Source organism: Planctomycetota bacterium, assembly GCA_039182125.1.
Taxonomy (GTDB): Bacteria; Planctomycetota; Phycisphaerae; order Tepidisphaerales; family Tepidisphaeraceae; genus JBCDCH01.
The window spans coordinates 14,825-39,430 of sequence record JBCDCH010000028.1 but is presented as its reverse complement, the minus strand read 5'-3'; the positions used below and the strand labels follow the sequence as shown (position 1 = coordinate 39,430).

Sequence of the window (24,606 nt, the reverse complement as noted above, 5' to 3'; positions counted from 1 at the left end):
CCATGACCCGCGCCATCATCGCCGCCGCCGTTCTCGCTTGCCCTTCGATCGCCCTTGCCGAGGCGGTCGTCGAGGACAACACCGTCACCTTCAAGTTCGACGCCAACACCATGGCGGACGCCCCGCGTGACGTGAACCTCGCCGGCAGCTTCAACGGCTGGAACGCCGGCGTCACCGACATGACCGACGACGACGGCGACGGCGTCTGGACCGCCACGATCGAACTACCCGACGGCACGCACCACTACAAGTTCGTCGTTGACGGCAACTGGATCACCGACCCGACCGACGACGCCGAGCTACGTGTCGGCGACAACTTCGGCGGCCAGAACAGCGGCGTCATCGTCGGCCCCGACATCCGCAAGGCCCCGCCGGTGGAGGATGGGAAGATCAACGCGGAGTACGTCAGGCATGATCCGGTGAAGGATGCGGTGCAGTTGGACGCAAACGAGCTACGCGTCTCGATCCGTACGCAGCAGGGTGACGTGGATGCCGTATTTGTGAAACCAATGCTAGGTATGGGTGCCACGAGTGAGCTTCAGCATGCAGGCAACGAGGACGGCTATGACATCTTCACCGGGACCGTAGTTCTGAATCTTGAGGAAGCAGCAAAGGATGTCGCACAGTACCACTTTGTACTAGCAGACAGCGGAAGCGAGTGGATGGTCACGCAGGGCGAGGTTCAGGAGATCGATCCAGCGCGGAACATGATCGGCCTAGCGTTCTCGAAGGATCTTCTTGCTTTCGACGTCCCCGAGTGGCCCCACCACGCCGTCTGGTACCAGGTCTTCGCTGAGCGCTTCCGCAACGGCAATCCCGACAACGACCCCGGCAAGTACCCCTACGAACTGCTGGTCCCGTGGAACAGCGACTGGTGGGACGTGCTCCCCGGCGAGACGCCGCCCTCGGCCGACAGCGACAACTTCTACACCGGCACCGGCGACGTCTGGGACCGACGCTACGGCGGCGACCTCCAGGGCCTGCAGGAAAAGCTCCCCTACCTCAAATCCCTCGGCGTCAACGCCATCTACCTGAACCCCATCTTCGAGGGTGAGTCGATGCACAAGTACGACACGGCGGACTTCCGCCATGTCGACGACAACTTCGGCATCGTCACCGACTACGCCAAGTACCCGCCCAACATCGAAGGCTCGACCGACGACCCTGCGACCTGGGAGTTCTCCGAGAGCGACAAGGTCTTCCTCGCGTTCCTCAAAGAAGCCAAGGCCAACGACATGCGCGTCATCATCGACGGCGTGTTCAACCACGTCGGCCGGGCGCATCCGTTCTTCCAGGACGTGCTGGCCAACGGGCAGAACTCGCCGTACGCCGAGTGGTTCGACATCACCGACTGGGGCGACCCGGCCAACTGGCGCGAGATGGACGACCCCTACCAAGTCCACGGCAAGGACGGCGGCATCCAGTGGAACGCCTGGGACCAGCCCAACGGCCACCTGCCCGCCTTCGCCAAGGACGAAACGCTCGGCCTGCACCCCGGGCCTCGCCAACACATCTTCGACATCACCACCCGCTGGATGGATCCCAACGGCGACGGCGATCCGTCCGACGGCATCGACGGCTGGCGGCTCGACGTGCCCCAGGACATCCCCCACCCGTTCTGGATCGACTGGCGCAAACACGTCAAGGGCCTCAACCCCGACGCGTACATCACCGGCGAGATCTGGTCCTTCGCCCAGCCCTGGCTCAAAGGCGATCAGTTCGACGCGGTGATGAACTACCAGTTCAGCATGCCGACGCAGGACTTCTTCGTCGACCAGTCCACCGCGATCTCGCCGAGTGAGTACGCAGCGGCGCTGATGAACGTCGTCGAGGCGTACCCGCGTCCCATCGCCTACGCGCAACAGAACCTGATGGGCAGCCACGACACGGACCGCCTCGCGTCGATGTTCGTCAACCCCGACCGTCCGTACGACGGGGCCAACCGCCCGCAGGACAACGCCGCGACGTTCGACCCGCCCTACAGCGACCGCGCCCCGACGGCCGAGGAATGGAACCGCTTCAAGCAACTGGTCCTCTTCCAACACAGCTTCGTCGGCGCGCCGATGACGTACTACGGCGACGAGGCCGGCATGTGGTCGCCCGATGACCCGAGCAACCGCCAGCCGTTCCCCTGGCCGGACAAGGGTCCGTATGACGGTGACAGGGTCGGCTTCAACGAGGACATCTTCCGCCACTACCAACACGCCATTGCCATCCGCAACAGTGTCGAAGCCCTGCGTGTCGGCGACGTCTCGTTCCCGATGACCGACGATGAGCGTGACGTGCTTGTGATGAAGCGCGGCACCGACGGGCAGACCGTGTACGTTGTCATCAACCGCAGCGACCAACCGCAGAAGCTGACGATCGATGTCGAGCCGGGCACCTACGCCGACTACACGAAAGCGACGCTGATCCTCACCGACGGGCAGCGCCCCGAGCTCGGCATCACCGAGCGCTACGACACCGACGGCCAAATGACCGGCACCCTACCGGCCTACGGCACGGCGATCCTCGTAAGTCAGTAAACCCATCTCACGAATGGACGCCCACGCCTTCAGGCGTGGGCGTTGTCTCATGTCACTTCATGCTCCCCGCAGTGTTACCGCGATGATCTCGGCGGGGGCGAAGGTGCGGACGGGGAACCAGTTGCCGGTGCCGTTGGAAATCACCGTCGCCGCGTCACCCTTGTGGTACAGACCCGACCAGTACTTGTACATCGCCGGGCCGAAGCCGATGCCGCCGGGGAGCATGAGTTGGCCCCCGTGGGTGTGACCGGCGAGTGTCAACGGAATCCCCGCCTCGGCGGCGAAGTCCAGCGTGTGCGGGTGGTGGGCCAACAGGATCGGAAATGCCCCGTCGCGCAGCGGGTACTTGGTGAGCAGCTGCGTAAGCGACTGGCCGATGGCGGCCTCGGACCGCTGAGCCGAGCGCCCGCCCGGCTCGCCGGTGGTCCCGGGCACGCCTCCCCAACGCAGACCCAGCAGGTCCACGTCGACGCCGTTGATCCGCAAACGCCGTGCTTCGTTGTTGACCAGATCCGTCCCCGCCTGTTCGACCGCCCTGCGAAACACTCGACGCCCGTCGAACAGGTCGTGATTGCCCTCGACGAGGTAAACGCCATGCTTGGCCCGCATGGCGTTCAGCATTTCGCAGGCGGCGGGGACGTCGGCCGGGTCGTGGTTGATCAGATCACCGGTGTGCACGACCACGTCGGCATCGAGTGAGTTGACCGCATCGGTCATGTCACGCAGGACCGAGCCGTTGGTGAACGTACCGACGTGCGTGTCGGAGACGTGGGCAATGACCGCCCCGTCGAGTTCGTCGGGCAGTCCGGCCAGCGGCACATCGAGCCGGCGGACGCGGAAGTGGTTCGTCTGCACCGAACCGACCCCCGCCGCGACCAACGCAACCGCCGGCGGCGTCGCCGCGAGTGCGCCCAGAAACGCACGCCGACCCAAGTCCGGCTTGTCCTCACGCGGCGCGAACACCCGCAGCCCGACCGGCACCGTGAGCGTGTAGATGATCATCGTCGCCGGCAGCACGATCAGGTGCCAGATCAACGCCAACCCGGTGATGAACGTGACCTCCGGCAAGCCGGTGAACCGAGCGGCCATGATGTAGCCAATCAGCCCGAACTGCATCAACGCAAATGCCGCGATGAGCCAGCGATACTTGCCCCGGCCCGTGCGGACGACCAACCGATCGGCGGCATACCACCAGATTCCGTCGAGCAACAAGATCAGGCCGAGAATGACAAAGATGAACCACATGGTGTTGGAGTTTGTAAAGCAGGCGACTTGTGGGGCAGGTTCGTAACGTCGGCCGATGTCCGATCAACCACCGCTCGCCGCCGACCGTCCGTTAAACACGGAAAAGGTCTCCGCGACATTGGAGCAGTTCGAAGATCTACCACATGCAACGCCGGTGCTGCTGGGTAGCGGGTGGGACCACGATGCTTATCAGTACGGCGGCCATGTGTTTCGGTTCCCGCGAAGAGCGAATGTGGTGCCGTTTGTCGAACGCGAACGCAAGCTGCTTCGACTCATCAACCAAGCCGTCACCCTCGCCACGCCGGTCGTGACGCACGTCGGTCGGCCAACGGCGGCCTTCCCCTATCCCTTTCTCGGTTATCAACACATCGCCGGTGAATCCGGGTACGACGAAACGACCGTCGACACGCAGGCTTTCGCACCGGTGCTGGGCCGCACGCTTGCCGAGTTGCACGGCATCGAGCGCGCCGTCATCCCCGAGGACGTGACGACCGACCGTGCAACCCCGAAAGACGCGTTATCGGCATTCGACCAAAAGCGCAGCCTGCTGCGCGAACTCATCCCCGCGGACATCGTTGACCTGTGGGAGCCTTACTTCGCCAACGCCGTCGAGCCGCCCGAGCCCACGCCGCAACAGCGGTTCATCCACGGCGACTGCAGCACGGAGCATTTCATCTTCGACGCCGACGGGCGGGCCGTGGGAATGATCGACTTCACCGACGCCCGCATGGGCGACCCCGCGTCGGATTTCGTCATCGGCCAGTACTTCTTCGGCGATGAGTTCACCGCGACCGCACTGCGAACCTACGCCGACGCCGGCGGATTCATTGACGACGGCCTGCACGATCGTGTCCGTTGGCATGCCCATCTCGCGCCGCTGGATTGGCTGTGCGAGGCGATCGAGTACGACGCCGTGGCGTTCAAAGCCCGGCCCGACGCGGTCGACAACCTCCATCACGTCGGCAAGCACCAAGACTGGCTGCGTCGCCACGCCGGGCATGTTCGGCGAGCTCAGCGTTTGGGCCGATGACCGCGCGACGCTACGCTGGCGGCATGCGTTGGACTGTCCTCTTGCTCATGTTGGTGGTCGGCTGTGGTGGCGTTCAGCGAACGATGACGGTCACCTCCGAGCCGAGCGGTGCGTTGGTGTACCTCAACGGCGAGGAAGCCGGCCGAACGCCCATGACCAAGGACTTCGTCTACTACGGCAAGTTCGAAATCGCGGTCCGCAAGGACGGCTTCGAGACCGAGAAGTTCGACAAATGGCTCGTCGCGCCGTGGTGGCAGTGGATTCCGTTCGATCTCGCGGCGGAACTCTCACCGGTGCGGCTGCAAGACAAGAAGACGGTGCATGTCGAACTCGAGCCGAGTCAGGCCATGGGCGGAAACGACGCGCTGCTCACCCGTGCCGAGGCGGCCCGCGAAATGTTGCCGGAGTGAGCCGCTACCGGCCGCGGCGACGCATCAGCAACCCGGCGGGCAACAACACGCCCAACAGGCTCGGCTCGGGAATCGCCGTGAAGTCGGCGACGAGCGGCAGGTGATCGAACCGGCCGGTTTCGAGGTTCAGCACCGTGTCACCGGGGAGCAGACCCAAAGCCTCACGCTCGAAGAAACTCAGCTCCGTGCTGTTGAGCACGAGCGAATCGGTCGCCGTCAGCAGCGAATCGCCGTAGACGATGTAGTCCAGGCGTGACTGGCCGTTGCTGTTCTGGAACGTCCACGTCGGGCCGTCGGGGTCGTCGTTGTGGGTCGGGTCGAGGTTGACCAGCGCGGTGCCGTCGGCGTCGGGCGCGGCGTCGGGGCCGTAGATGTCTTCGTTGACAATGTCGCCGGTGAGCAGCGTCTCGAGCGGGCCCTGGCCACCGACGAGGTTGAGGTCGCCAGCGATCAGCGTGGCGTACTCGCCCGGCAGGTTCACGTCGCGCAGCCAGCCGACCAACGCGTCGGCCTCACGCTGGCGATCCGGGTCGTTGCCCGTCCCGCCGCAACAACGGAAATGGGCTGACCCCGCGTACAGGTCGAAACCAAAGTGGTCATCCGGAAGATCCACCAAGGCCATCGGTAGCGACCGACCCGCGTCGGGCTCGGGATTGTCCTGGAGGAACGACAGCGGGTACCGGCTCACGATCGCCTCGCCACCGTGACTGTGGACATACCACGGTCCACTGTCGGGCGCGAAGCGGGTCGAGAAATGGAAGTCCAACACCGACGATGACACATGGAGTTCCTGAAGGAACCAGATGTCCGCGTCGACGGCCTGAACCACACGCCCGAACGCCTCGGCACGTTCCTCGTTCTCGTCCGGGAGGATGCTGCTTTGCCAAACGTTCCAATTGGCGATCCGCAGCGATCCGGGATCGCGCGGCCCGCCGTCAACAAGGAAGTTGGCCGAGGCCGTGGCCCCGAAGGTCGAGAGGCCGAGAACGCTTAGAACGACGAGCCGTTGGGAGGTACACATGCGGCCAGGGTATCCATCGACACCGCGACGACCACCGCCGACAATACCGCCGCGACACTTTTAATCTCATCCGAACCGAATGCACATGTTCGCTCGGTCTCGCGCTGCTCAGTTCAGCAGCGCGGCAAAGAACGCGTCCCACTTTCCGATCGTGTTGTCGATGTAACCATCCGCGCCGGTTCGGGTGACGACCAGCTGTTTGCTCGGCACGACGAAGAGTCGGTTGTGGTTCCAGCCGCTGATCCAGAAGGCGTCGGGCGGAAGCGCGGGAAAACAGCCATTGGAGTTGGAGCGCCAGAGGTAGCCCATGGCCGCCCCGCCGTCGGATCCGCCGAGGCCGCGATAGAGCGGACCGCGGTACTCGGGTAGGTGGGCGGATTGCGGTCTGGTTGCGTCCGCGACAAAGACAGGGTCGACGCCCGAAGCGCCGGCACACCAGTACCGACCGAAGTCGGACAACGCTCTCGCGGATGTCAGGATGCCACTGCCGGCGTCGTTGCCCCGGCCGTTGCCGTGGTAGTCGATCCACTCGAAATCGGTGAACGTCGGCACGATCTTGCGCAGCATTGCGTCCAACGACTCGCCGCCGATGTTGGGCAATGCGACCGTGAGAAGCCGCAGCGCGTCGTCGTGGTAGTGCCACATCGTGCCGGGGTCGAAGACGGGGTCGGCCGCGTCGAGGAAGTCGATCGCGCCGTCGCTGCACTCGTCGACGCCGTAGGTGCCGCCCTTGGCGTTGTAGCCGCTGGTCATCGTGAGCAGGTGGCGGAGCGTGACCGCCGGGTAGCGGTCGTCGAAGCCGTCGATCCACTTGGCGACCGGATCGTCGAGCGTGCATTTGCCCTGTGTGACAAGGTGGCCTGCGACCGTGCAGGTCGCGGCCTTGGTCACCGACATGATGTTGAACCGCTCATCGGCGCAGGGGCCTGCGTGAATCAACTCACCCCCGACGACGATCGTGACCGTGTCGGGGGCGATGGACGGGTGCAGGTTGTCGAGGGCGGCGGGGATGTTCACATCGACACCGTACCGCCCTGGTCACTGAAGTGACCAGGCCTTACGCGTTGACGGCTTCGGGGTGCGAGGCCGGCTCCTCGACCGACGGGCGACCCATCGGGTAGTAGCGGAAGCCATGACGCTTCATCTCCGAACGGTGCAGGCAGTTGCGGCCGTCGAACAGAACCGGCTGGTTCATGACGTTCTTGATTTTGCCGTAGTCGAGCGTCTCATACAGCAGCCAGTCGGTGCAGATCGCCACCGCGTCGGCACCCTCGGCGGCGCGGACCGGGTCGATGCACCACTCGACCTTCTCGCCGAAGACCTTCTGCATGTGGTCCATGCCCTTGGGGTCGGTGGCTTTGACGTGGACGCCGTTGTCGAGCAGGTGCTGGATCACGTCGATCGCGGCGGACTCGCGGATGTCGTCGGTGTCGGCCTTGAACGCCAGCCCCCACACGGCAACCGTCGCGCCCTTGGCCGGCTTGCCGAGCTTCTCGATCACCTTCTCGGCGAAGCGCTTCTTCTGGTAAGCGTTGATCGCGAGGATGGCGGTGACGAACTTGTTGTCGTAGCCAGCGGCCTTGGAGATGTGCTCCATCGCGGCGACATCCTTGGGGAAGCACGAGCCGCCGTACCCGCAGCCGGCCCGCAGGAACGCCGGGCCCACGCGCTTGTCGGAGCCCATGCCTTTGCGGATCGCTTCGATGTCAGCGCCGTAGTGCTCGCAGAGGATGGTCAGCTCGTTCATGAACGAGATGCGGGCCGCGAGCATCGTGTTGGCCGCGTACTTGGTCAGCTCGGCCGACTCCCAGTTCATGCTGAACCAGCAGTCGACGTTACCGGCCTTGATCTGCTCACGCAGGATCGGGTCATAGACCTGCCGCACGACGTCGGCGGCGTCCGGCGAATCGGTGCCGACGACGACGCGGTCGGGCCGCAGGAAGTCCTGGACGGCGGTGCCTTCCTTGAGGAACTCCGGGTTCGAGACGACGTGGACGTAGGCGTCGGAGTTGTCGGCGAGGAAGTTGGCCAGCTTGCGGTTGGTACCGGCGGGAACGGTCGACTTGACGATGATGACGGTGGGCAGATCCTTCTTGGGCGGCAGCGCGTCGCAGACCTGCTTGCCGGCGTTCTCGAGGAAGGACATGTCGACGGTGCCGTCGGGCTTGGGCGGCGTGCCGACCGCGAGGTACACGACCTCGGCCTCGGCGCAGGCTTCCTTCATGTCCTCGGTGAACTTCAGGCGACCGGCTTTCATGTTCTCGGTCATCAGTTCCGCCAGGCCCGGCTCGAAGATCGGGCACTCGCCGGCTTTGAGCTTGGCGAGCTTCTCCGGCATCATCTCGACGCCGATGACGTTGTGGCCGATCGACGCGAGGCAGGTGCCCGTGACCAGACCGACGTAACCGCAACCAATGACCGTGATATTCATGCTGTGACCCTTGAGGCTGTGACCCTTGAGGCTGTGACTCGTGAGGGAGGGTGAGTGGGTAGTGACGGAGCGTCGACCACGATTGTGGACGGCGCCATGCTAGACACATCGGCCCGATCGGCGGGTCGTTTGACCGACTTTCGCCCGCGCCTTGGAAGGCAGAGAATACCTGACCGATGCGGCCGGTCCACGCTTTTCTTCGGATCAATCCGCGTCATCCCCACGCCGCGACCGAACGATCGCGCCAAGCGGCCCAATCGGCCGACCGGCGACGTTGCCGCGGTTCACGCGGCCGTTTCGGGCTCCGGTTCATGCTCCGGCTCCGAAGACGACCGCTCGTGGATCATCCCGATCTTGTACGCCGTCACGATCAGGAACCCGAACAAAACCATGTAAAACGCCACCGCGAACCGCGTCCGCATGAACACGATCAGCACGCCGCAGATCACGAAAAAGACCGCCAGTGCGTATGCCGTAAGAACGGCCTGCTTGACGGTGAGGCCGCGGGCAACAAGTTGGTGATGAAAGTGCCCCCGGTCCGCGGAGAACAACGGCCGCTTGTTCACGTACCGCCGCGCGAACGCCAACGCCGTGTCCAGCACTGGCAACGCGAACATGACACTCGCCGCCAGCAGCCATTTCAGCTCCACCTCGCCCAGCAGCACGATCATCAAGCCGCACAGGAAGCCCAGCAGCAGCGAGCCGGCATCACCCATGAAGATACTCGCCGGGTTGAAGTTGAACGGCACGAACCCGAGCACCGCCCCGAGTAAGGCCAGCGCGACGATCACGCGGATGCCGTAGTCCTGCACATCCCCGGTACCGGTCCGGCCGCCAAGGGCGACGGTGACCGCGAGAATGACAAACCCCAGTGCGATGATCGCCGTCACCCCGCCGCAGAGGCCATCGAGGCCGTCCATCAGGTTCGAAGCGTTACAGCAGAACACGATGATCGCGATGACCAGCGCCACGCTCGTGGCATAGACGATGGCCTCGAGCGTGCCTGCCGAAAAGGCGATGCCGAGAAACACGTCGAGCCGCACCGCTACGTTCTCAACAATCGGGGCCGTGATATCAGTACCGGTACCGCTGAGGACCAGTCCGACCGCCGCCGCGACCTGACCGATGATCTTCGTCCGCGGCGAAAGGCCGAACACGTCGTCCCACAAGCCCAGCACCACCACCAGCACCGCCCCGAGAATGATCGATGGCGGCACCACCAAGTGGTACGGCCCGATGCCCGGGTCATCATGAATATTGGTCAGCCGGCTCATCGCCATGCCGCCGACCCAGCCTACGAACACCGCCAATCCGCCGAGGTACGCCACCGGTGCCTTGTGGATCTTCCGGGCCTTGTCCGGCTGGTCGATGATGCCGAAGTGAATCGCCACCCGCCGCATAAGCGGGGTGAAGAACAACGCCAGCAGAAACGCGGCGTAGAAGACGAACACGTATGGCGAAAGCACCCGTTCGACATCGAGCGGACCGGTGCCCCACGGCGGATCGACGCGGGCCGATCCGTCGACGCCGATCACGGTGGTCAGGTTGTCCTGAGCGGGCGGATCGACAAACGTCGGCTGCATGGATGTCGCGATTACCGGGGCCATGAAGGTTCGAATGCGTTGACCAATGCGCGTCTCCCCGGGGCCGGACCGTACCCGACGACCGACACGGACGATAGTTGCACGTACGTTTGCATCGGATGGGCGTCCGGCCAGCGTAAGCGAGTTTTCAGCCGACCGACGACCCGGCCATGGCCACATCCGCGATGATCGTCGAGAGATCGCGCGTCGGCTCGAAACCGATCAGCCCACGCAACCGGCTCAGGTCGGGCACGCGACGCGGGAGGTCGTCGAACTGTTGGCCGTAGGCCTTCTCGTACGACACATGCTCGACCGCACTATCGGACCCGAGTTGCTTGACGATGGCTGCCGCGAGATCGGCGATGCTGATCTCCTGATCGGAGCCGAGGTTGAACACGCGGCCGGCGGCGTCGGGGTGGTCGATGAGCTTCACCAGCGCGTCGACCACATCGAGCACGTGGCAGAAGCACCGCGTCTGTGTGCCGTCGCCGTAGACGGTCAGCGGCCGGCCGGACTTCGCGGCCTCGACGAACCGTGGGATCACCATGCCGTACCGCCCGATCTGCCGCGGGCCGACCGTGTTGAACAACCGCACCGTTGTTGCCGGTAAGCCGAACTGTTTGTGATACGCGATGCTCAGAAACTCGTCGATGCCCTTGGCATAGGCGTAGCACCATCGCGCGTGCGCGGTCGGGCCCATGACGATGTCGTCGTCCTCGCTGAACGGGATCTGGCTGCCCTTGCCGTAGACCTCCGACGAGCTGGTCACGAGCGTCGGAAGTCCGAACCGGTGGGCGTGATCGAGCACGACCTCGGTGCCGCGGATGATGGTGCGGATCGTGCGGACCGGCTCGTCGAGGATGAGTTGCACCCCCACCGCCGACGCGAGGTGAAACACCGCATCAACGCCGTTCATCGCCATGGCGACGGTCGTCTCGTTTTCGACCGTGTCGCGGATGATCCGCAGCGCGGTGCCGTAGGTGGCACGGGCGACGTCGAGGTTCTCGCTACGGCCGGTCGAAAAGTCGTCGAGCACCGTCACGCGATGTCCGTCGCCCAGCAGCCGCTCGGCCAGGTGCGAACCGATGAACCCTGCCCCGCCGGTGATGAGATAGTGCTTGGACATCCGAACGCATGGTACCGGTCACGGCCGCTATGGTGGGTGCGTGGCTCACGCAACGATCAACTGGACTTCGCCCGTCCTGCGGCGGTCGGTGCCGATGACGGTGATCCTCCCGGACGACACGCCCAAGCCTTGGCCGGTCCTGTACCTGTTGCACGGCATGCACGACGACCACACCGCATGGGCGCTCAAAGGTAGGGCGCTACACCACGCGGAGCGATGGCCGATCTGCATCGTGATGCCCGACGGTGAGGACAGCTTCTACACCACGCAGGTTCAGGGCGAAGACTACTTCGCGCACTTCGCCGACGCGTTGCCCGCGTTCATCGAAAGCACCCTGCCGGTCCGCAGCGACCGCTGCGGGCGGTGCGTCGGCGGCTTGTCCATGGGTGGGTACGGCGCGCTGCGGCTCGCCTTGGGGCGGCCCGACCGATACATCTCGGCACACTCACACTCGGGCGCACTGATGATCGGCAGTCACCAACACAAGGAACCGACCAACCTCACCGACGCCGCGTTCCAACGCATCTTCGGCGAAGACCCGCGCGGCACCGACCACGACCTACAGCACCTCGCACGACACGCCGACCCCATGCCCGCCTTGCGCATCGACTGCGGCACCGAGGACTTCCTCTACAAGCACAATCAGACATTCCACGCCCACCTGCAAACGCTCGGCGTCGACCACGAATACGAAACCTCGACCGGCACTCACGGCTGGACCTACTGGGACACGCACCTGCCCGCGGCACTGGCGTTCCATGCCCGCGCGCTCGGCGTCGATCCGCGGTCGTAGGTATCACATGAACACCGCAACCCGACGAGTCTGGAAGGTGGGCCGATTGATCTTGCTGGCGTATGGCGTCGTGTTGGTGCTGCTGTTCTCGTTTCAGCGGACACTCATGTACCCGGGCCGCATGACCCAGGGGGACCCGCGTGCGGTCGTCAGCGAACGGGCGGGGCTGGAGTTGATCGATCTCGGCGACGCCGTCGCCGCGTTTCTGCCCGCCGACCGAGCCGACGCGCCGACACTGATCATGTTCTACGGCAACGGCGACTCGCTGAAGAACTTTCTGCCCTTCGGCGAAGGCATGCGCGACCGTGGCATGAACGTCGCCGTCATGGAGTATCCGGGCTACGGGATGTCGAGCGGGAGCATGTCCGAAGCCAACGCCTTCGGTGCCGCGAGCCAGCTCTACACACTCGTCGCCAGTCGCGAGGGCGTCGACCCAAACAAGATCGTCGCGCTGGGGGTCTCGCTCGGCGGCGGTAGCGCGGTGCATGTCGCCGAGAAACATCCGGTCGCCGGCCTGGTCACGATGAGCACGTTCACGTCGATGCGGTCGATGGCCGTGCGAGCGATCAAGATCATCCCGCCGATACTCGTACTCGACGACTACGACAACCTCGCGCGGCTGCCGGACATCGAAGTACCGATGTACATCGTGCATGGCACCGACGACGAGCTGATCCCGTACTCGATGAGCCTGGATCTTGCGGACGCCGCAGGCGGCGTGGTGACGCATGTGCCGATCGACGGCGCCGGGCACAACGACCTGTTCCAGGTCGGCGGCGCGGCCATGTGGGACGACATCGCCGATTGGTGTCATTCGGTCACCGCCGATACCGGCGAACAATGACAGGCGAAAGGGCGTTGTGATACGATCCGCCGATGATCGCAGCGCTGATGCTCGCCGGGGTGGTTGCCATCGCTCAGCCGATGGAAGTCGGGGCGTCCCCAGCAACAACGCAGGCCGATACTCCGGTGTTCGCACCGGACCGGTTGACGGTGCCGTTCGAACTGGATCGCCCGATCCATGTCGAGGCGACCAGCACGGTGGCGTTCAGGCGGGCACGGTTCATCAACGAAGAGCAAGTCGCCACCCGCTCCAATCGCTACGAGCTTTCGATCGAGGGGATGTACAAGCCGATGTTGATGCTCGACAACGGTCAGCCCGCGCAGTTCGAGTTGACCGTCGATAACGCGAACCGCTTGCTCGAGTCGCAGAGTGTCGAATCACTGGTCCCGTCCGAGACGGAGATTTACGGCACTTGGGGAGAGCGTGCGCCGCACTACACGCTCCCCAACGGCGCGATACTGATGGGGGCGGATCGCATGGACTTGTCCGCGCTGCTCGGACCCAACTCGCCGGACGCACCGACACTGACCGACATCGCCGCTTGGCCGGAGGGTGCTGAGTTGGGTGATCGATGGACGGTCAACCTTGTCGCCTGGCGGCAACGACTCACCGAGATCGGCTACGTCGTCGGCTTCCAGGACGTCGGTGGCGAAGCGACGTTCGCCGAGATCGACGGTGACCCTGATCACGCCCGGCAGAAGGTCGCCGTGGTCCGCATGCTGCTCTGGGCCGACAACGTCCGCCATCGTGGCCAGCCACGAAACTACTCGGGCCAGATCGAAATTCGATACACGCTGTTCGTCCCGCTCGACGGCGGCACCGCCTGGCGCGAGGTGTCGATCTTCGAACAGTCGTACGAGGGTGAAGACGTCGGTGACCCGCGGTTCGGCGATACCCGGAGCGAAATCTTCGCCCGCCGGACCAGCGACGTCCGCTGGGATACCGCCGGCCGTTGAACCGCCCGGCCTCGGGCAAGCGCGGGCCGATCGGCTATCCTCGCCCGATGCTCACCACGGACCTCACCGTATTCGATTGGACCTTGACGCTGGCCGCCGGCGAACCGCCCGCGCCCATCGGGACGATCGACGCGGAAGTTCCCGGCTGCGTTCACCTCGACCTGCTCCGTCACGAACTCATCCCCGATCCGTACTTCGGCGACAACGAAAAGCTGGTCCAATGGATCAACCGCTGCGATTGGACCTATGCGTGCCGGTTCGATCTCGACCCGAAGACGCTTGGCAAGCAGCGGATCGAACTGCGCTTCGAGATGCTCGACACCGTCGCGTCGGTCACGCTCAACGGCCAACACCTCGGCGACGTCGCCAACCAACACCACGCGCACACCTTCGACATCAAGGACCACGTCCGACCGGCGGGTAACGAACTGGTCATCGCTTTCCGCAGCCCGCTCACCGCCGCCGAAGAAAACGAGCAAACCTACGGCACCCTTCCGCACGCCGGCTACGGCGGTCACCCGGTCCAGCACCCGCACAACTTCCTGCGCAAGATGTCGTGCAACATGGGCTGGGACTGGGGCCCGGTGCTGATGACCTGCGGTGTCGAGGGAGCGGTGGACATCCTCGCCTGGGACGAGGCACGCATCGAGTTCGTGCGGCCCATGGTCATGGACGTGTCCGACACGTCGGCCAAGGTCGACGTGCTGTGCGACATCCGCAAGGCCGGCCGCGGCGCGGTCATGGCACGCGCAACGCTCATCGACCCGGACGGCAACACCATCGCCGACCGTGAGGTGCTCGGCACCGACATCCAGATCGGCATCCCGCTCGAAGTCACCAACCCCCTCCTTTGGTGGCCCGCCGGCCAGGGCGATCAGCCGCTCTACGACCTGCACGTCGAACTCACCACCGCCGCCGGCGACCCGCTCGACGACTTCGCCTGCCGTGTCGGCATCCGCTCAGTCCGCCTCGACCAATCCGAAGACGAGACCGGCTCGCGGTTCGCATGGGTCATCAACGGCCGCGAGATTTTCTGCAAGGGTGCCAACTGGATCCCCGACGACTGTTTCCCCGTCCGCGTAACCAAGGACCAACTACGGCAGAGCCTGACCGCCGCGGTCGACGCGCATGTGAACATGATCCGCGTCTGGGGCGGCGGGCTTTACGCATCACACGACTTCTACGACCTCTGCGACGAGCTCGGGATCATGGTCGCGCAGGACTTCATGTTCGCGTGTGCGATGTACCCGGAGGAAGAACCCTACCGCACGCAGGTCGAGAGCGAAGCCGTCTTCCAGCTCCGCGACCTCGCCCGCCACGCGTCGCTGATCCACTGGAACGGTTGCAACGAAAACATCTGGGGTTCCGAGGAGTGGACGAACCAGGGCATGGAATGGAAGGACGTCGCCGAGAAGCGCACCTGGGGTGCCGGCTATTACTTCGACCTGCTGCCCAAGCTCATGCTCGCGCTCGACCCGACGCGTAGCTACACGCCGGGCAGCCCGTTCAGCAAGACACGCGACGTGCGTGCCCAGTCCAACGATCACGGCACCGTGCATATCTGGACGGGCGACTACTCCCCGGTCGAGTACAAACGCCGCCGCGCACGCTTCGTCAATGAGTTCGGCCAGCAGGGCCCGGCGAACTACGCCACCCTCGCCAGCGCCCTGCCGGCCGACGCGCTCGACGTGAACAGCCCGATCCTCGAGCACCACCAAAAAGCCGGCAAAGGCACCGCGGTCCGCATCAACAAGCACCTCCGCGAACTGTGGGGCGTCGATCCGCAAACGGTGGACTTCGATACCTGGCACTACGCCGCGCAGATCTTTCAGGCCCGTGGCGTCGGCGAGGGCGTCGAGTACTGGCGGGCCATCCGACCACACTGCATGGGCGCGGTCTATTGGCAGTGGAACGACTGCTGGCCGGTGATTAGTTGGGCGGCCCTCGACTCGTCCGGCGGAAAGAAGCTGCTCTGGTACGCGACCCACAACTTCTTCGCGCCGAGGATATTCACCGTCCAGCCGGCCGACCTGGCCAACGCCGCCGACTGGAAGCCGGGCGAGCCGTTGCAGCTGGCCCTGTGCAATGACACCAACGAAACCTGGACCGGCGAGATCACGATCCGCCGCCTGGGCCTCGACGGTCGCGAGTGGGTGTCCATCACCGCGAACATTGCCATTCCGCCGCAAAGCGTCGGCCGACTCCGGCTCGCCGACGGCAAGCTCGACAAGCCCGCCGACCCGTCCAAGGAGATCATCGTCGTCGACGGTGCCGGCGCGGCCCGGGCGACGTTCCTCTTTCAGCGCCCCGCTCAGGTCGACTTCCCCAAGCCCGTGTTCGAAGCATGGACCGACGGCAACGTCGTCACGGTCAAAGCCAAGACGCTGCTCTACGAAACATGCCTCTTCGCCGACCGGCTCGACCCCAACGCCGAGGCCGACCAGCAACTCGGTACATTGCTGCCGGGCGAGTCGATGCGGTTCAAGCTCAACGTCCCCGCCACCGAAGCCGCGATCCGCAAGCCGGTGCTCCGCTGTTGGAACGACTGGGCGTGAACCGTCGATCAAACCTTGCGTCCTACTCTCGAGCTGCGTTAAAGTCCGATACATCCCTGTGCATCAAAATCTTCGCACGGCCTTAACGAACTCGCATGTATTTTTGTCCGACTTACGTAGAAGTACGGACGTACAACCGACATGACCCGCTCGGACGCGACCAACCTCAAACTCGAACACGCGACCACGCCGATTCTCTCGGCGGACGATCGCGTGATTCGTGGTTGGTGTGAACGTCGGATCGTGAGGCTCGGCCACGAAGACCGCGTTGCCGCGCATGCGGATCGTTTGTTCGAACTACTCGCCCCGCTGCACAAGCTGGACGCCGACGCCCGCCGGACGTTGCGGCGTGCGGCATGGCTGCACGATGTGGGCCGGTGCATCGCCGACGACGGCCACGAGGTCCACGGTGCCGACATGATCGCCGAGGACACGACGCTGCCCATCGACCGCGCCGAGCGGAAGATGCTCGCGTATCTCACCCGCCGTCACCGCGGCAAGGTACCGACCGACGACCCTTTGCTCGACGACCGCGCCAGCCGCCGCACGACACGCCTATTGCTGGGCATGCTCCGGGCCGCCGACGCGTTGGATTGCCGCAAGTGCGAGCCGCCGACGCTGATCTTCGAGAAACGCCGGACCGCCGTCGTGGTACACGTGTACGCCACCGAGCCCAACCGCCACCTCCGCAAACTCGGACTCGGACGCAAGAAGTTCGCACTGCTCCGTGACACGCTTGGCATCCGGATCGAGGTCGAGGTCCATCTGGCCGCTCGCCTCGCCATGGCCGCGTAAATGGCTCACGTAAGTCAACTCACGTCCGGCGAAGCGCGAGGATCAGGTCGATCTCTCCGCGTGGCCGGCTCGTCCGCTGCGCAATGTCGTCGACGCTCACGCCCTCGTCGGCGAGCCGGTAAACCTCGTCGTGACGAGCAAGCGGACTCTTCGCGTCGGGCAGTTCGATGTTGTTCATCGCCGTCCGGTCCCCGTTGGTCGCCCCATTGGCCGCAGTAGCCTGCCTGCGGGGCTCAGGGAACTGATCGGCCGTGAGCGGCTGCACCGGCGTGTCGATCTGACCGCTTTCGCCCAGCGCCGCGCGGAGCCGCTGCTCGGCCTGCTCGGCGTCCTGAATAAGCGTCTCGAGTTTGGCCGCCTTGGTGTCGATCTGAGCGTTCATCTGCCGCGTCATGTCGGTCAGCTCGAGCAGAAGCTGCTGCATGTCACGCTCGAGGTTGCGCTGCTGGGCCAACGACTTTTTGCCGGCCAGATCGTCGAGCGGATCGCTGCGTTTGGGCTTGCGCTTGGCGGCACCACGCAGGTAGAGATAACCGAAGACGGCGGCCCCGACCCCGACGATGGCCACGGCCGTGTTTTGGTCGATGAAGTTGGGCATCCCTGCCTCGGCGAGCATGGTCGGATCGTAACGACTCACGCGCGCCTCACCAACGAAGATGTACCGCACGGGTGATGTGTCTGCCCGGTCACTATCCCCTAAACAGGGAATACCCGGAGCGCTTGCACAAAGCGAACGGCTGCCGCATCCTGCACGTCCCGTACCCGAACCAACCGCGAAGGGGTTTTTCGATGTCCGACAAAGTTGAAGTCTTCTGCCCGGCCTGCAACCGATCGTTCAAGGTCCCGCCGAGCAAACTGGGCAAATCCGCCAAGTGCCCGTGCGGCGAGATGTTCAAGCTCGAACTGCCCGCGCCGCCGGACGATGACGACATGTACGCGTTCGCCGAGGACGACGATGACATCCCGGCCCTGTCGAGTCCGCCGCCCCCGCCGGTCGCCCCCGCGGCACCGGTCGCCGCGCCTCGTGCCGCGGCACCTCGCGCCAAAAAGAAAGGTGGCAAGGGTGGCGGCAACAAGATCGGCGGCTACGACGCGTCCGGCGCGGTCGGCATCGGCCTCACCGGCAAACGCCACGTCGAACACGACGAGCCGCCCGCGCTGGCCAAGGGCGCACTCATCGCCGCGGTACTCACCGCGGGTACCGTTGGCCTGTGGTACGCGATCAAGGCGAGCCTGCCGCCGGGGTCGCCGATCCCCGTGGGCGCGATGGCGCTGGCCGTCGGCCTGCTCGCAGGACTCGGCATGGCCTTCGGCGCGGTCCGTGGCAACAACAACACCGCCTTCGTCGCGACCCTCATCGCGCTCGTCGGCATGGCCACCGCCAAGTTCCTCATCACCACCGTCATCATCCTGCCCAACGCCGACGAACGTCAGGCGGCCATCGTCGAACAAGAGTTCGGCGAACAGGTGAAGGTCGAGGACATGAAAATGGACTGGCGACGCGAGGACGTGGTCGAACAAATGACCATCGAGATGTTCGGCTCGTTCGAAGAGTACCTGTATGCCGGCCCCGACCAAGTCGATGGCCGACGGCGACACTCACGCAAGCAGGCGATGAACATCACCGACGAGGAGCTTGAAGCGCTCGAAGATCGCCGGGACTTACGTGTCGCCCAGCAAATCATCCTCGACGCAGCGATGGCCCGGCAGCAAGAGGAAGCGCCCAGCTTCCGCGACCGCGTCATCAAGATTTACGAGAAGCGCGCCCAGGAAGAGCTCGACGCGATGACCGACGAGCAGGTGCTGGAAGCGACACGGGAAGAGCGTGAGCAGGAACGTTTCGACGATCTGGTGCGCCTGCACGCCGAAGCCAAACTCGTCGAAGCCGGCGGTGATCCCGAGGCGTACGACAACAGCACCTACGAGCAACTCACCGCCCTGACCGAAGACGCCAAGGTCGAACTCGCCGCACTAACCGGCGAAGAACAGTTCGACTTGTACGACAAGTACCGCAGCGCCGTTTACGACGTGGAGATCGAGGCCGAGGTCGAGTCGCTGCAACGCAACAACAAGGTGGAGGAGCTTGCCGCCACGAGCATGACCGTGGGCGAAATTTTCTCGTGTGCGGACTTCGTGTTCCTGCCGCTGGGGCTGGCCGCCGCGTTCGGCTTCGGCGTCACCGGCAGGTTCTGGGGCACAGGGTAATCAGTCGCTCGCGGGTTCGTCCCCGGTCGACGGTGCGTTCTCGGCCTCCCGGCGCTCGCGCCGGGCATCGGCCTTTTGCAGGATCAGGGCACGATTGGCTTCTTCCAGCAAGTCGGCCGCACGCCGGTCGTCGGGCTTAAACCGCAACAGGAGCTTCAACTGTTCCACCGCGTTGTCGTACCGCCCTTGCTCGAAGAGCATCGTCGCATAGCGCATGCGCCAACGGGCGTTGGTCGGCTCGCGGGAGACGGCCCGTGACATGAGATCCAGCGCGGCGGAGTGATCGCCGGCGGTCCATTCCACCTCGGCCAACTGCAGCAGCTTTCGGCCCGACGCGTTGCCGCTGGACACCTCGGCCCGCAGCAGCGCCAACGCCTCGAGCCGCGCACGGCGAACGAGTTCCAGCGATGCGGCCGAGACTTCGTCTTGTGCTTCGAGCCGACGCGCAAGGTGTTCGAGCAACGAGCCGTCGCCTTCGGCGTAGCGATAGGCAAACTCCAACTCGCCAGCGCTGACCATGACGTCGATCACATCAGGCCGGCGTCCCGGCTCGAGCGCCACGGCCCGGTCGAACCGTTCGAGCGCCGCCTGTTCGTCCCCCTCGAACAACGTCAGTCGTGCGTCGACGAAATGCGTCTCCGCGTCGTAGGCGGTCAGTTCACGGGCGCGACGGATCGCGTCACCGCCGGCTTCGTCGTTCAGGATGAACCGCTCGATCCCACCGGCCACGGCCAAAGGCGGGCCGTACGTCGGGGCCAACCGGTGGGCTGCCCGCAGGTCCGTCGCGATCCGGCCGAGGGTGTCGGCATGGTTCGCCAGACCCGCGTCGGTCACCGTTCGGCGGAGTGCGTCATACCGCAACCTCGCGAGCCGGAACGCAAGCTGCGCGTCGCCCGGGGTGGTCGCCCGGGCTTTCTCGCCGGCGAGAATCAGGGCGGCGTATGCGCGGTCCGCCACGAGCGGCTCCTCGGCGTCGAGGTCCGCGACGTACAGCATCGTGGCCTTTTCCAGGATCGCACGCGCCCGACGATCCTGTTCGATGCCCCACCACATCCAGCCGACGACACCCACGCCCACAAGCAACGCCGCCCACCGGACGGGAATAACCAGCTTCGCGTCACGCCGTACGCCGTACTTTTCACTGCGGCGGACTTTGGGCAGCGCCACGAGCAAGCCGGCCATCGACGCGGTGACGACCGCGATGCCCGGGACGTGCTGGCCGAAATCACTGAGCGAATGAACGGCCACCGCGATGAGCCCGTAACCAATCCCGTAGGCCGCATAGCGGATGATCGGCGCGTCGCGGAACTTGGCGACCGACGACACGCAATGCCACGCGGCAACCAAGAGAAACGCCACGAATGCCAGCAGGCAGCCGACGCCGATCAGCCCGGTCTCGAACAACAGTTGTGCGTATTCGTTTTCCGCGTGTGTCGCAACGGCGGCCGAGCCGGTGGAGTCGAAGGCCGGATACGCGACGCCGAAACTGCCCAGTCCGGCCCCGGTCACGGGGAACCCGCGCACGGCCGCGATCACGTCCATGACGATCTGCATCCGGCCGCCCGAGGCTTCCTGAAAATCACGCAAGGTGCTGAGGCGTTGGGCCGCGACATCGACCCCGAGGCCGAGCAACAACACGAGCACCACGATGCCGAAAAGCGTCGCGAACGTGCCGGCCCCGCGACGGCGACTGCTCAACGCCAAGGCACACACCGTCACGCCCAGCGCGACGGCCATGCTCAGCACGCCGCCCCGGCTCAACGACAAAACGATGGCCACCGCCGACGCGAGGGCAACCACCGTCACCACCCGTCCCAGGCGCAGTTGCGGGTGCCGAACGATGTCGCTCACGCGCGTCCAGACCCGGCGCGACCCGCCGTCCAGTATCTCGTTGAGCTGGACCAACAGCAGCGCGAAACACGCACCGATGGTCAGGTTCGCGAGCTGCGAGAAGTGGCTGTGGTTGAGGAAAGGCCCGCTGAACGGGTGGAGGTATTGCGCGCTGACCGTCGTGCCGTTGGGCGAGATGCCCCATGCAACACGGCTGCCGACGATGTTCTGTCCGAGAGCGAGTGCCACCGCGAGCCCGCCGCCGATGACGATCGCCATGAGCAACAACTGCACCTGCTCGGGCCGGCGGTGGGTCTGCACGACCGTGAAGAACACGGCGGCGACGACCAGCATCAGCCAAAGCTGACGCTGCGTTTCGAACGGGTAGACGCTCAGCGTGATCGCGCCGTCAACGCCGGCCGCCTGCCAGAATGTCGCCACCTGCGGCGCGATCGTGCCGACCAATCCCGCGGGCAGCGGCACGAGTTGCACCACGATCAAAGCAAGGAACGCCACGATCGGCACGAACGACCACGACCAACGCATCGGCTTGTCACGGTGCAAGGCCAGGTCAACGCATGCACCCAGGAACGCGACGCCGGCGAGGGAGAGCAGTATCTGAAAGCTCCATGCCTCGGTCGCGCCGAACATCAGCGGCCCGGCCACCACAAGTGCGGCCAGGGCCGACTCGGCCGTCAGTTCGCCCCCGGTGCGTGGCTGAACGCCGATGATGTGGGATCGCAGTAACATCACGGATCAGCGGCGAGCGACATCGCCGTTAAGCATCATCGGCGAGGAGCTTGTCACCGCCGCGCGACGCACCGTTCGCCGAGCCGTTGTTTCGATCGGGCCGATCGGACTTGTAGCTGTGACGGTAGTCGTAGCCATAGTTCCCCTTGCTGTAGCCGCCGAAAGCTTTCTTCTTGACCGGCACGCCGTTGACGACCACGCCGGCGAGTCGGGCGTTCACACGCAACAGCGAGTCAACCGCGTGTTGAGCCGAGCGGCGCGTGCTGGTCCCGGCGCGGAGCACGAGGATCGTCGCGTCGGCCTTGTCGGAAAGCACCCGTGCATCGGTGACCGGCAACACCGGCGGCGAATCAACGACGATCACGTCGTACTTCTCGCGGAGCGTTTCCATCGTTTCGCAGAAGTCGGCACCGTTGAGCATTTCCGCCGGTCGGTCGGGCACCGGGCCACACGGCAACACGTCAAGGTTGGCGACCGACGTGTTCTGGATCGCCTTGTCGAGCGACAGATCGGGCGACTCGACGCCGAGGACGTTGGTCAAACCCTGGCTGGCATCCACCTCGAGGTAGCGACACACGCTCGGACGGCGGCAGTCGGCATCAAGGAGGATGGTCTTCCGGCCGCTGTCGGCGATGGCGGCGGCGAGATTGCACGCGGTCGTCGTCTTGCCGTCACCGCTGAGCGGGCTGGTCACCAAGATCACCTGGCCGTTGACGACGCCCGGCAACGCACGCGGCCCGTCGGCCCGCTCAACGCGAGTGCCGGGACTGCTCAGGCCGAGCTCGAAGAACACGACGGTGCGAATGTCGCGGAACGCTTCGGACGCCTCGGTGGTGGGCTGATGAGAAACGTGCAGGGCTTTCTCGTGGTGGCCGCTGCGCTTGTCGAGCGCCGGCACCGCACCGAGGACCGAGACATCGAGCAGCTGCTGAATCTCCTCGGCATCCCGAATCCGCGGGTCCGCCCATTCGAGCAGGAACGCCAAACCCATCCCGAGCATGGTGCCCAACACCAGGCCCATCGCCAGAACTTGGGGCTTGACCGGAGCCACCGCGACGCCCTTGCCGGCAAGCTCGATCGGCTTGATGTTCATGCCGCTGACTTCGGCGTTGACATCGATGTCCTGCAAGCGCGAAAGAAGGATGTCTTGCTCGGCGTTCTCGCGGCGTTCCTTGGCAAGGAGTCGTTGGTACTCGGCACGCTCCTCGTTCGCATCGAACGCGTCGGTCAGACGTTCGTCGTAAGCGGTTTGCAACGACTCGTAACGTGCCTTGGCACCTTCGTACCGAACTTGCAACGCGCGGATCGCATTCTCCATCGCCGACTGATCGATGCCTTCGAGTTCGTTGCGGAGCAGTCCGATTCGGGTGTCGAGTTGTTCGACCTGCTTGTTCTTCTCGCCGAGCCGTAGCGAAAGCAGTTGACGTTCGCGTTCGAGTGTCCGCAGCGAACCCCAGAGGTCATCGTTCCGCGTGTCGGCGATCGGCAGCAGTGCCCGCAGCAACCCCTGATCCTCACCGGCCTGCTCGATCTGCGTGAGCAGCACTTCGAGATCGAGCAGTTGCGTGAACGCTTCGTTGATCTCGATTTCGAGCGTCGCGAGTTGGCTGACAAGGATGTTGCCCGCTTCGCTGTCGAGCGTGCCGACCTTTCGGCTCATCTCGATCTTGCGCTGGTGAATCTCCTCCAACTCCTGGTCACTCGCCGCGATGGCATCGCCGAGGATCTTCTGGAACTCCTCGGACTTGCTCTGCGCACCGACCCGACTTTCCTGGAGGTAGGCTTCGAGCAGCGCGTTGGCGACGTCCTGCGTGTCGTTCTTATCGGTGCCTTCGGCGATGATGAAGATCGCGTCGGACTTGTCGTCGGGTTCGACGGTCAGCATGCCCGCGACGGTCGCAGCAGGGGTCTCGGTCGACTTGATCGACGGCCCTTCGAGAAGCCCCGGCTTGCGGATCACGGCCTGCAGCATCGACGACGACTGCATCACCATCACCTCGGTGTTGAGGTAGTTCCGGCTGCTCGCGCCGCCGATCCCCTCGCCGACCAGACGCGGCGTGATCGGAGACACCTGCACGGTGGCCGTGGAACGGTAAATCGTCTGCGCTTGGCTCAGGTACCAGACCGACCCGCCGACGCCGAGCAACAGGCAAAGCAGAATGATCCAGCGACGACGCCAGAGCATGGCGACGATGTTGATCTGGGGTCCGCCGTCGTTGTCGGTCGGCTGGCTGTAAACGAAGTCGTGACCCGCGTAACGGGCCGACGGATCGTCGAGCGATCCGCCGCGTCGGGTGCGGACGGGCACCGTCTCGGCGCGGCCACCGAGTTGCCGAATCGCCGAGCTGGAGACGGCCGTTACGTCGTCGCCACCGTCGTGGTGGGAAGCACCATTTTCAGTCATCGCCATTACTTCCAGATCAATACGTGGTTGTTACAGAGGTGTTGTCCGAGCTTGATCGCGACGCACCGCATGGTGCTGGGCAGATCGGAAGCTCGGTGCATGG

General features: G+C 64.8%; 18 protein-coding genes. 9 read left to right on the top strand and 9 right to left on the bottom strand.

Annotation, left to right across the window (positions count from 1 at the left end):
- Window positions 1–2: 2 nt before the first annotated feature.
- Window positions 3–2,525, top strand: a complete 2,523-nt coding sequence (locus AAGD32_09355; GenBank protein MEM8874454.1) for an alpha-amylase family glycosyl hydrolase — start codon at window positions 3–5, stop codon at window positions 2,523–2,525.
- Window positions 2,526–2,582: 57 nt separating this feature from the next.
- Here AAGD32_09355 and AAGD32_09350 read toward each other — a convergent pair whose 3' ends face one another.
- Window positions 2,583–3,770 (bottom strand): metallophosphoesterase, encoded by a 1,188-nt coding sequence (locus AAGD32_09350; GenBank protein MEM8874453.1) that lies wholly within the window; start codon window positions 3,768–3,770, stop codon window positions 2,583–2,585.
- A gap of 55 nt (window positions 3,771–3,825) precedes the next feature.
- Here AAGD32_09350 and AAGD32_09345 point away from each other — a divergent pair, with 55 nt between their 5' ends.
- Both AAGD32_09345 and AAGD32_09340 read left to right on the top strand, forming a co-directional pair.
- Complete coding sequence (locus AAGD32_09345) at window positions 3,826–4,800, top strand: phosphotransferase (protein MEM8874452.1); 975 nt, start codon at window positions 3,826–3,828, stop codon at window positions 4,798–4,800.
- Between the two features lie 23 nt (window positions 4,801–4,823).
- Window positions 4,824–5,210 (top strand): PEGA domain-containing protein, encoded by a 387-nt coding sequence (locus tag AAGD32_09340; GenBank protein ID MEM8874451.1) that lies wholly within the window; start codon window positions 4,824–4,826, stop codon window positions 5,208–5,210.
- A gap of 4 nt (window positions 5,211–5,214) precedes the next feature.
- Here AAGD32_09340 and AAGD32_09335 read toward each other — a convergent pair whose 3' ends face one another.
- The 5 genes from AAGD32_09335 to AAGD32_09315 form a co-directional block, all read right to left on the bottom strand.
- Window positions 5,215–6,231, bottom strand: a complete 1,017-nt coding sequence (locus AAGD32_09335) for an endonuclease/exonuclease/phosphatase family protein (protein MEM8874450.1) — start codon at window positions 6,229–6,231, stop codon at window positions 5,215–5,217.
- 108 nt (window positions 6,232–6,339) lie between these two features.
- The gene (locus AAGD32_09330) at window positions 6,340–7,248 is read right to left on the bottom strand and encodes a serine hydrolase domain-containing protein (GenBank protein ID MEM8874449.1); all 909 of its coding nucleotides are present in this window, start codon (window positions 7,246–7,248) and stop codon (window positions 6,340–6,342) included.
- 40 nt (window positions 7,249–7,288) lie between these two features.
- Window positions 7,289–8,662, bottom strand: coding sequence for a UDP-glucose/GDP-mannose dehydrogenase family protein (locus tag AAGD32_09325; GenBank protein MEM8874448.1), 1,374 nt, complete (start codon window positions 8,660–8,662; stop codon window positions 7,289–7,291).
- Between the two features lie 284 nt (window positions 8,663–8,946).
- The gene (locus AAGD32_09320) at window positions 8,947–10,245 is read right to left on the bottom strand and encodes an MraY family glycosyltransferase (GenBank protein MEM8874447.1); all 1,299 of its coding nucleotides are present in this window, start codon (window positions 10,243–10,245) and stop codon (window positions 8,947–8,949) included.
- 148 nt (window positions 10,246–10,393) lie between these two features.
- Window positions 10,394–11,371: an NAD-dependent epimerase/dehydratase family protein gene (locus tag AAGD32_09315; GenBank protein ID MEM8874446.1), complete on the bottom strand. Its 978-nt coding sequence runs from the start codon at window positions 11,369–11,371 to the stop codon at window positions 10,394–10,396.
- Window positions 11,372–11,411: 40 nt separating this feature from the next.
- Between AAGD32_09315 and AAGD32_09310 the strand changes: the two genes are divergently transcribed.
- The 5 genes from AAGD32_09310 to AAGD32_09290 all read left to right on the top strand — a co-directional run bounded on the left by AAGD32_09310 (window position 11,412) and on the right by AAGD32_09290 (window position 17,314).
- Entirely contained in the window at window positions 11,412–12,164 is a 753-nt protein-coding gene (locus tag AAGD32_09310) for an alpha/beta hydrolase family protein (GenBank protein MEM8874445.1), read from the top strand.
- Between the two features lie 7 nt (window positions 12,165–12,171).
- Complete coding sequence (locus tag AAGD32_09305; GenBank protein MEM8874444.1) at window positions 12,172–13,008, top strand: alpha/beta hydrolase; 837 nt, start codon at window positions 12,172–12,174, stop codon at window positions 13,006–13,008.
- Between the two features lie 32 nt (window positions 13,009–13,040).
- Window positions 13,041–13,964: a hypothetical protein gene (locus AAGD32_09300; protein MEM8874443.1), complete on the top strand. Its 924-nt coding sequence runs from the start codon at window positions 13,041–13,043 to the stop codon at window positions 13,962–13,964.
- 47 nt (window positions 13,965–14,011) lie between these two features.
- A complete protein-coding gene (locus AAGD32_09295) occupies window positions 14,012–16,519 on the top strand; it encodes a glycoside hydrolase family 2 protein (GenBank protein MEM8874442.1) in 2,508 nt (835 codons plus the stop codon).
- Window positions 16,520–16,660: 141 nt separating this feature from the next.
- Entirely contained in the window at window positions 16,661–17,314 is a 654-nt protein-coding gene (locus AAGD32_09290; protein ID MEM8874441.1) for an HD domain-containing protein, read from the top strand.
- Window positions 17,315–17,333: 19 nt separating this feature from the next.
- On the opposite strand, the gene AAGD32_09285 is transcribed toward AAGD32_09290, so the two are convergent.
- A complete protein-coding gene (locus AAGD32_09285; GenBank protein MEM8874440.1) occupies window positions 17,334–17,930 on the bottom strand; it encodes a hypothetical protein in 597 nt (198 codons plus the stop codon).
- 173 nt (window positions 17,931–18,103) lie between these two features.
- Between AAGD32_09285 and AAGD32_09280 the strand changes: the two genes are divergently transcribed.
- Window positions 18,104–19,519 (top strand): hypothetical protein, encoded by a 1,416-nt coding sequence (locus AAGD32_09280; protein ID MEM8874439.1) that lies wholly within the window; start codon window positions 18,104–18,106, stop codon window positions 19,517–19,519.
- Here the strand turns inward: AAGD32_09280 and AAGD32_09275 are convergent, their stop codons facing one another.
- Window positions 19,520–22,099 (bottom strand): O-antigen ligase family protein, encoded by a 2,580-nt coding sequence (locus AAGD32_09275; GenBank protein ID MEM8874438.1) that lies wholly within the window; start codon window positions 22,097–22,099, stop codon window positions 19,520–19,522.
- 28 nt (window positions 22,100–22,127) lie between these two features.
- A complete protein-coding gene (locus tag AAGD32_09270; protein MEM8874437.1) occupies window positions 22,128–24,503 on the bottom strand; it encodes a polysaccharide biosynthesis tyrosine autokinase in 2,376 nt (791 codons plus the stop codon).
- Window positions 24,504–24,606: the final 103 nt, after the last annotated feature.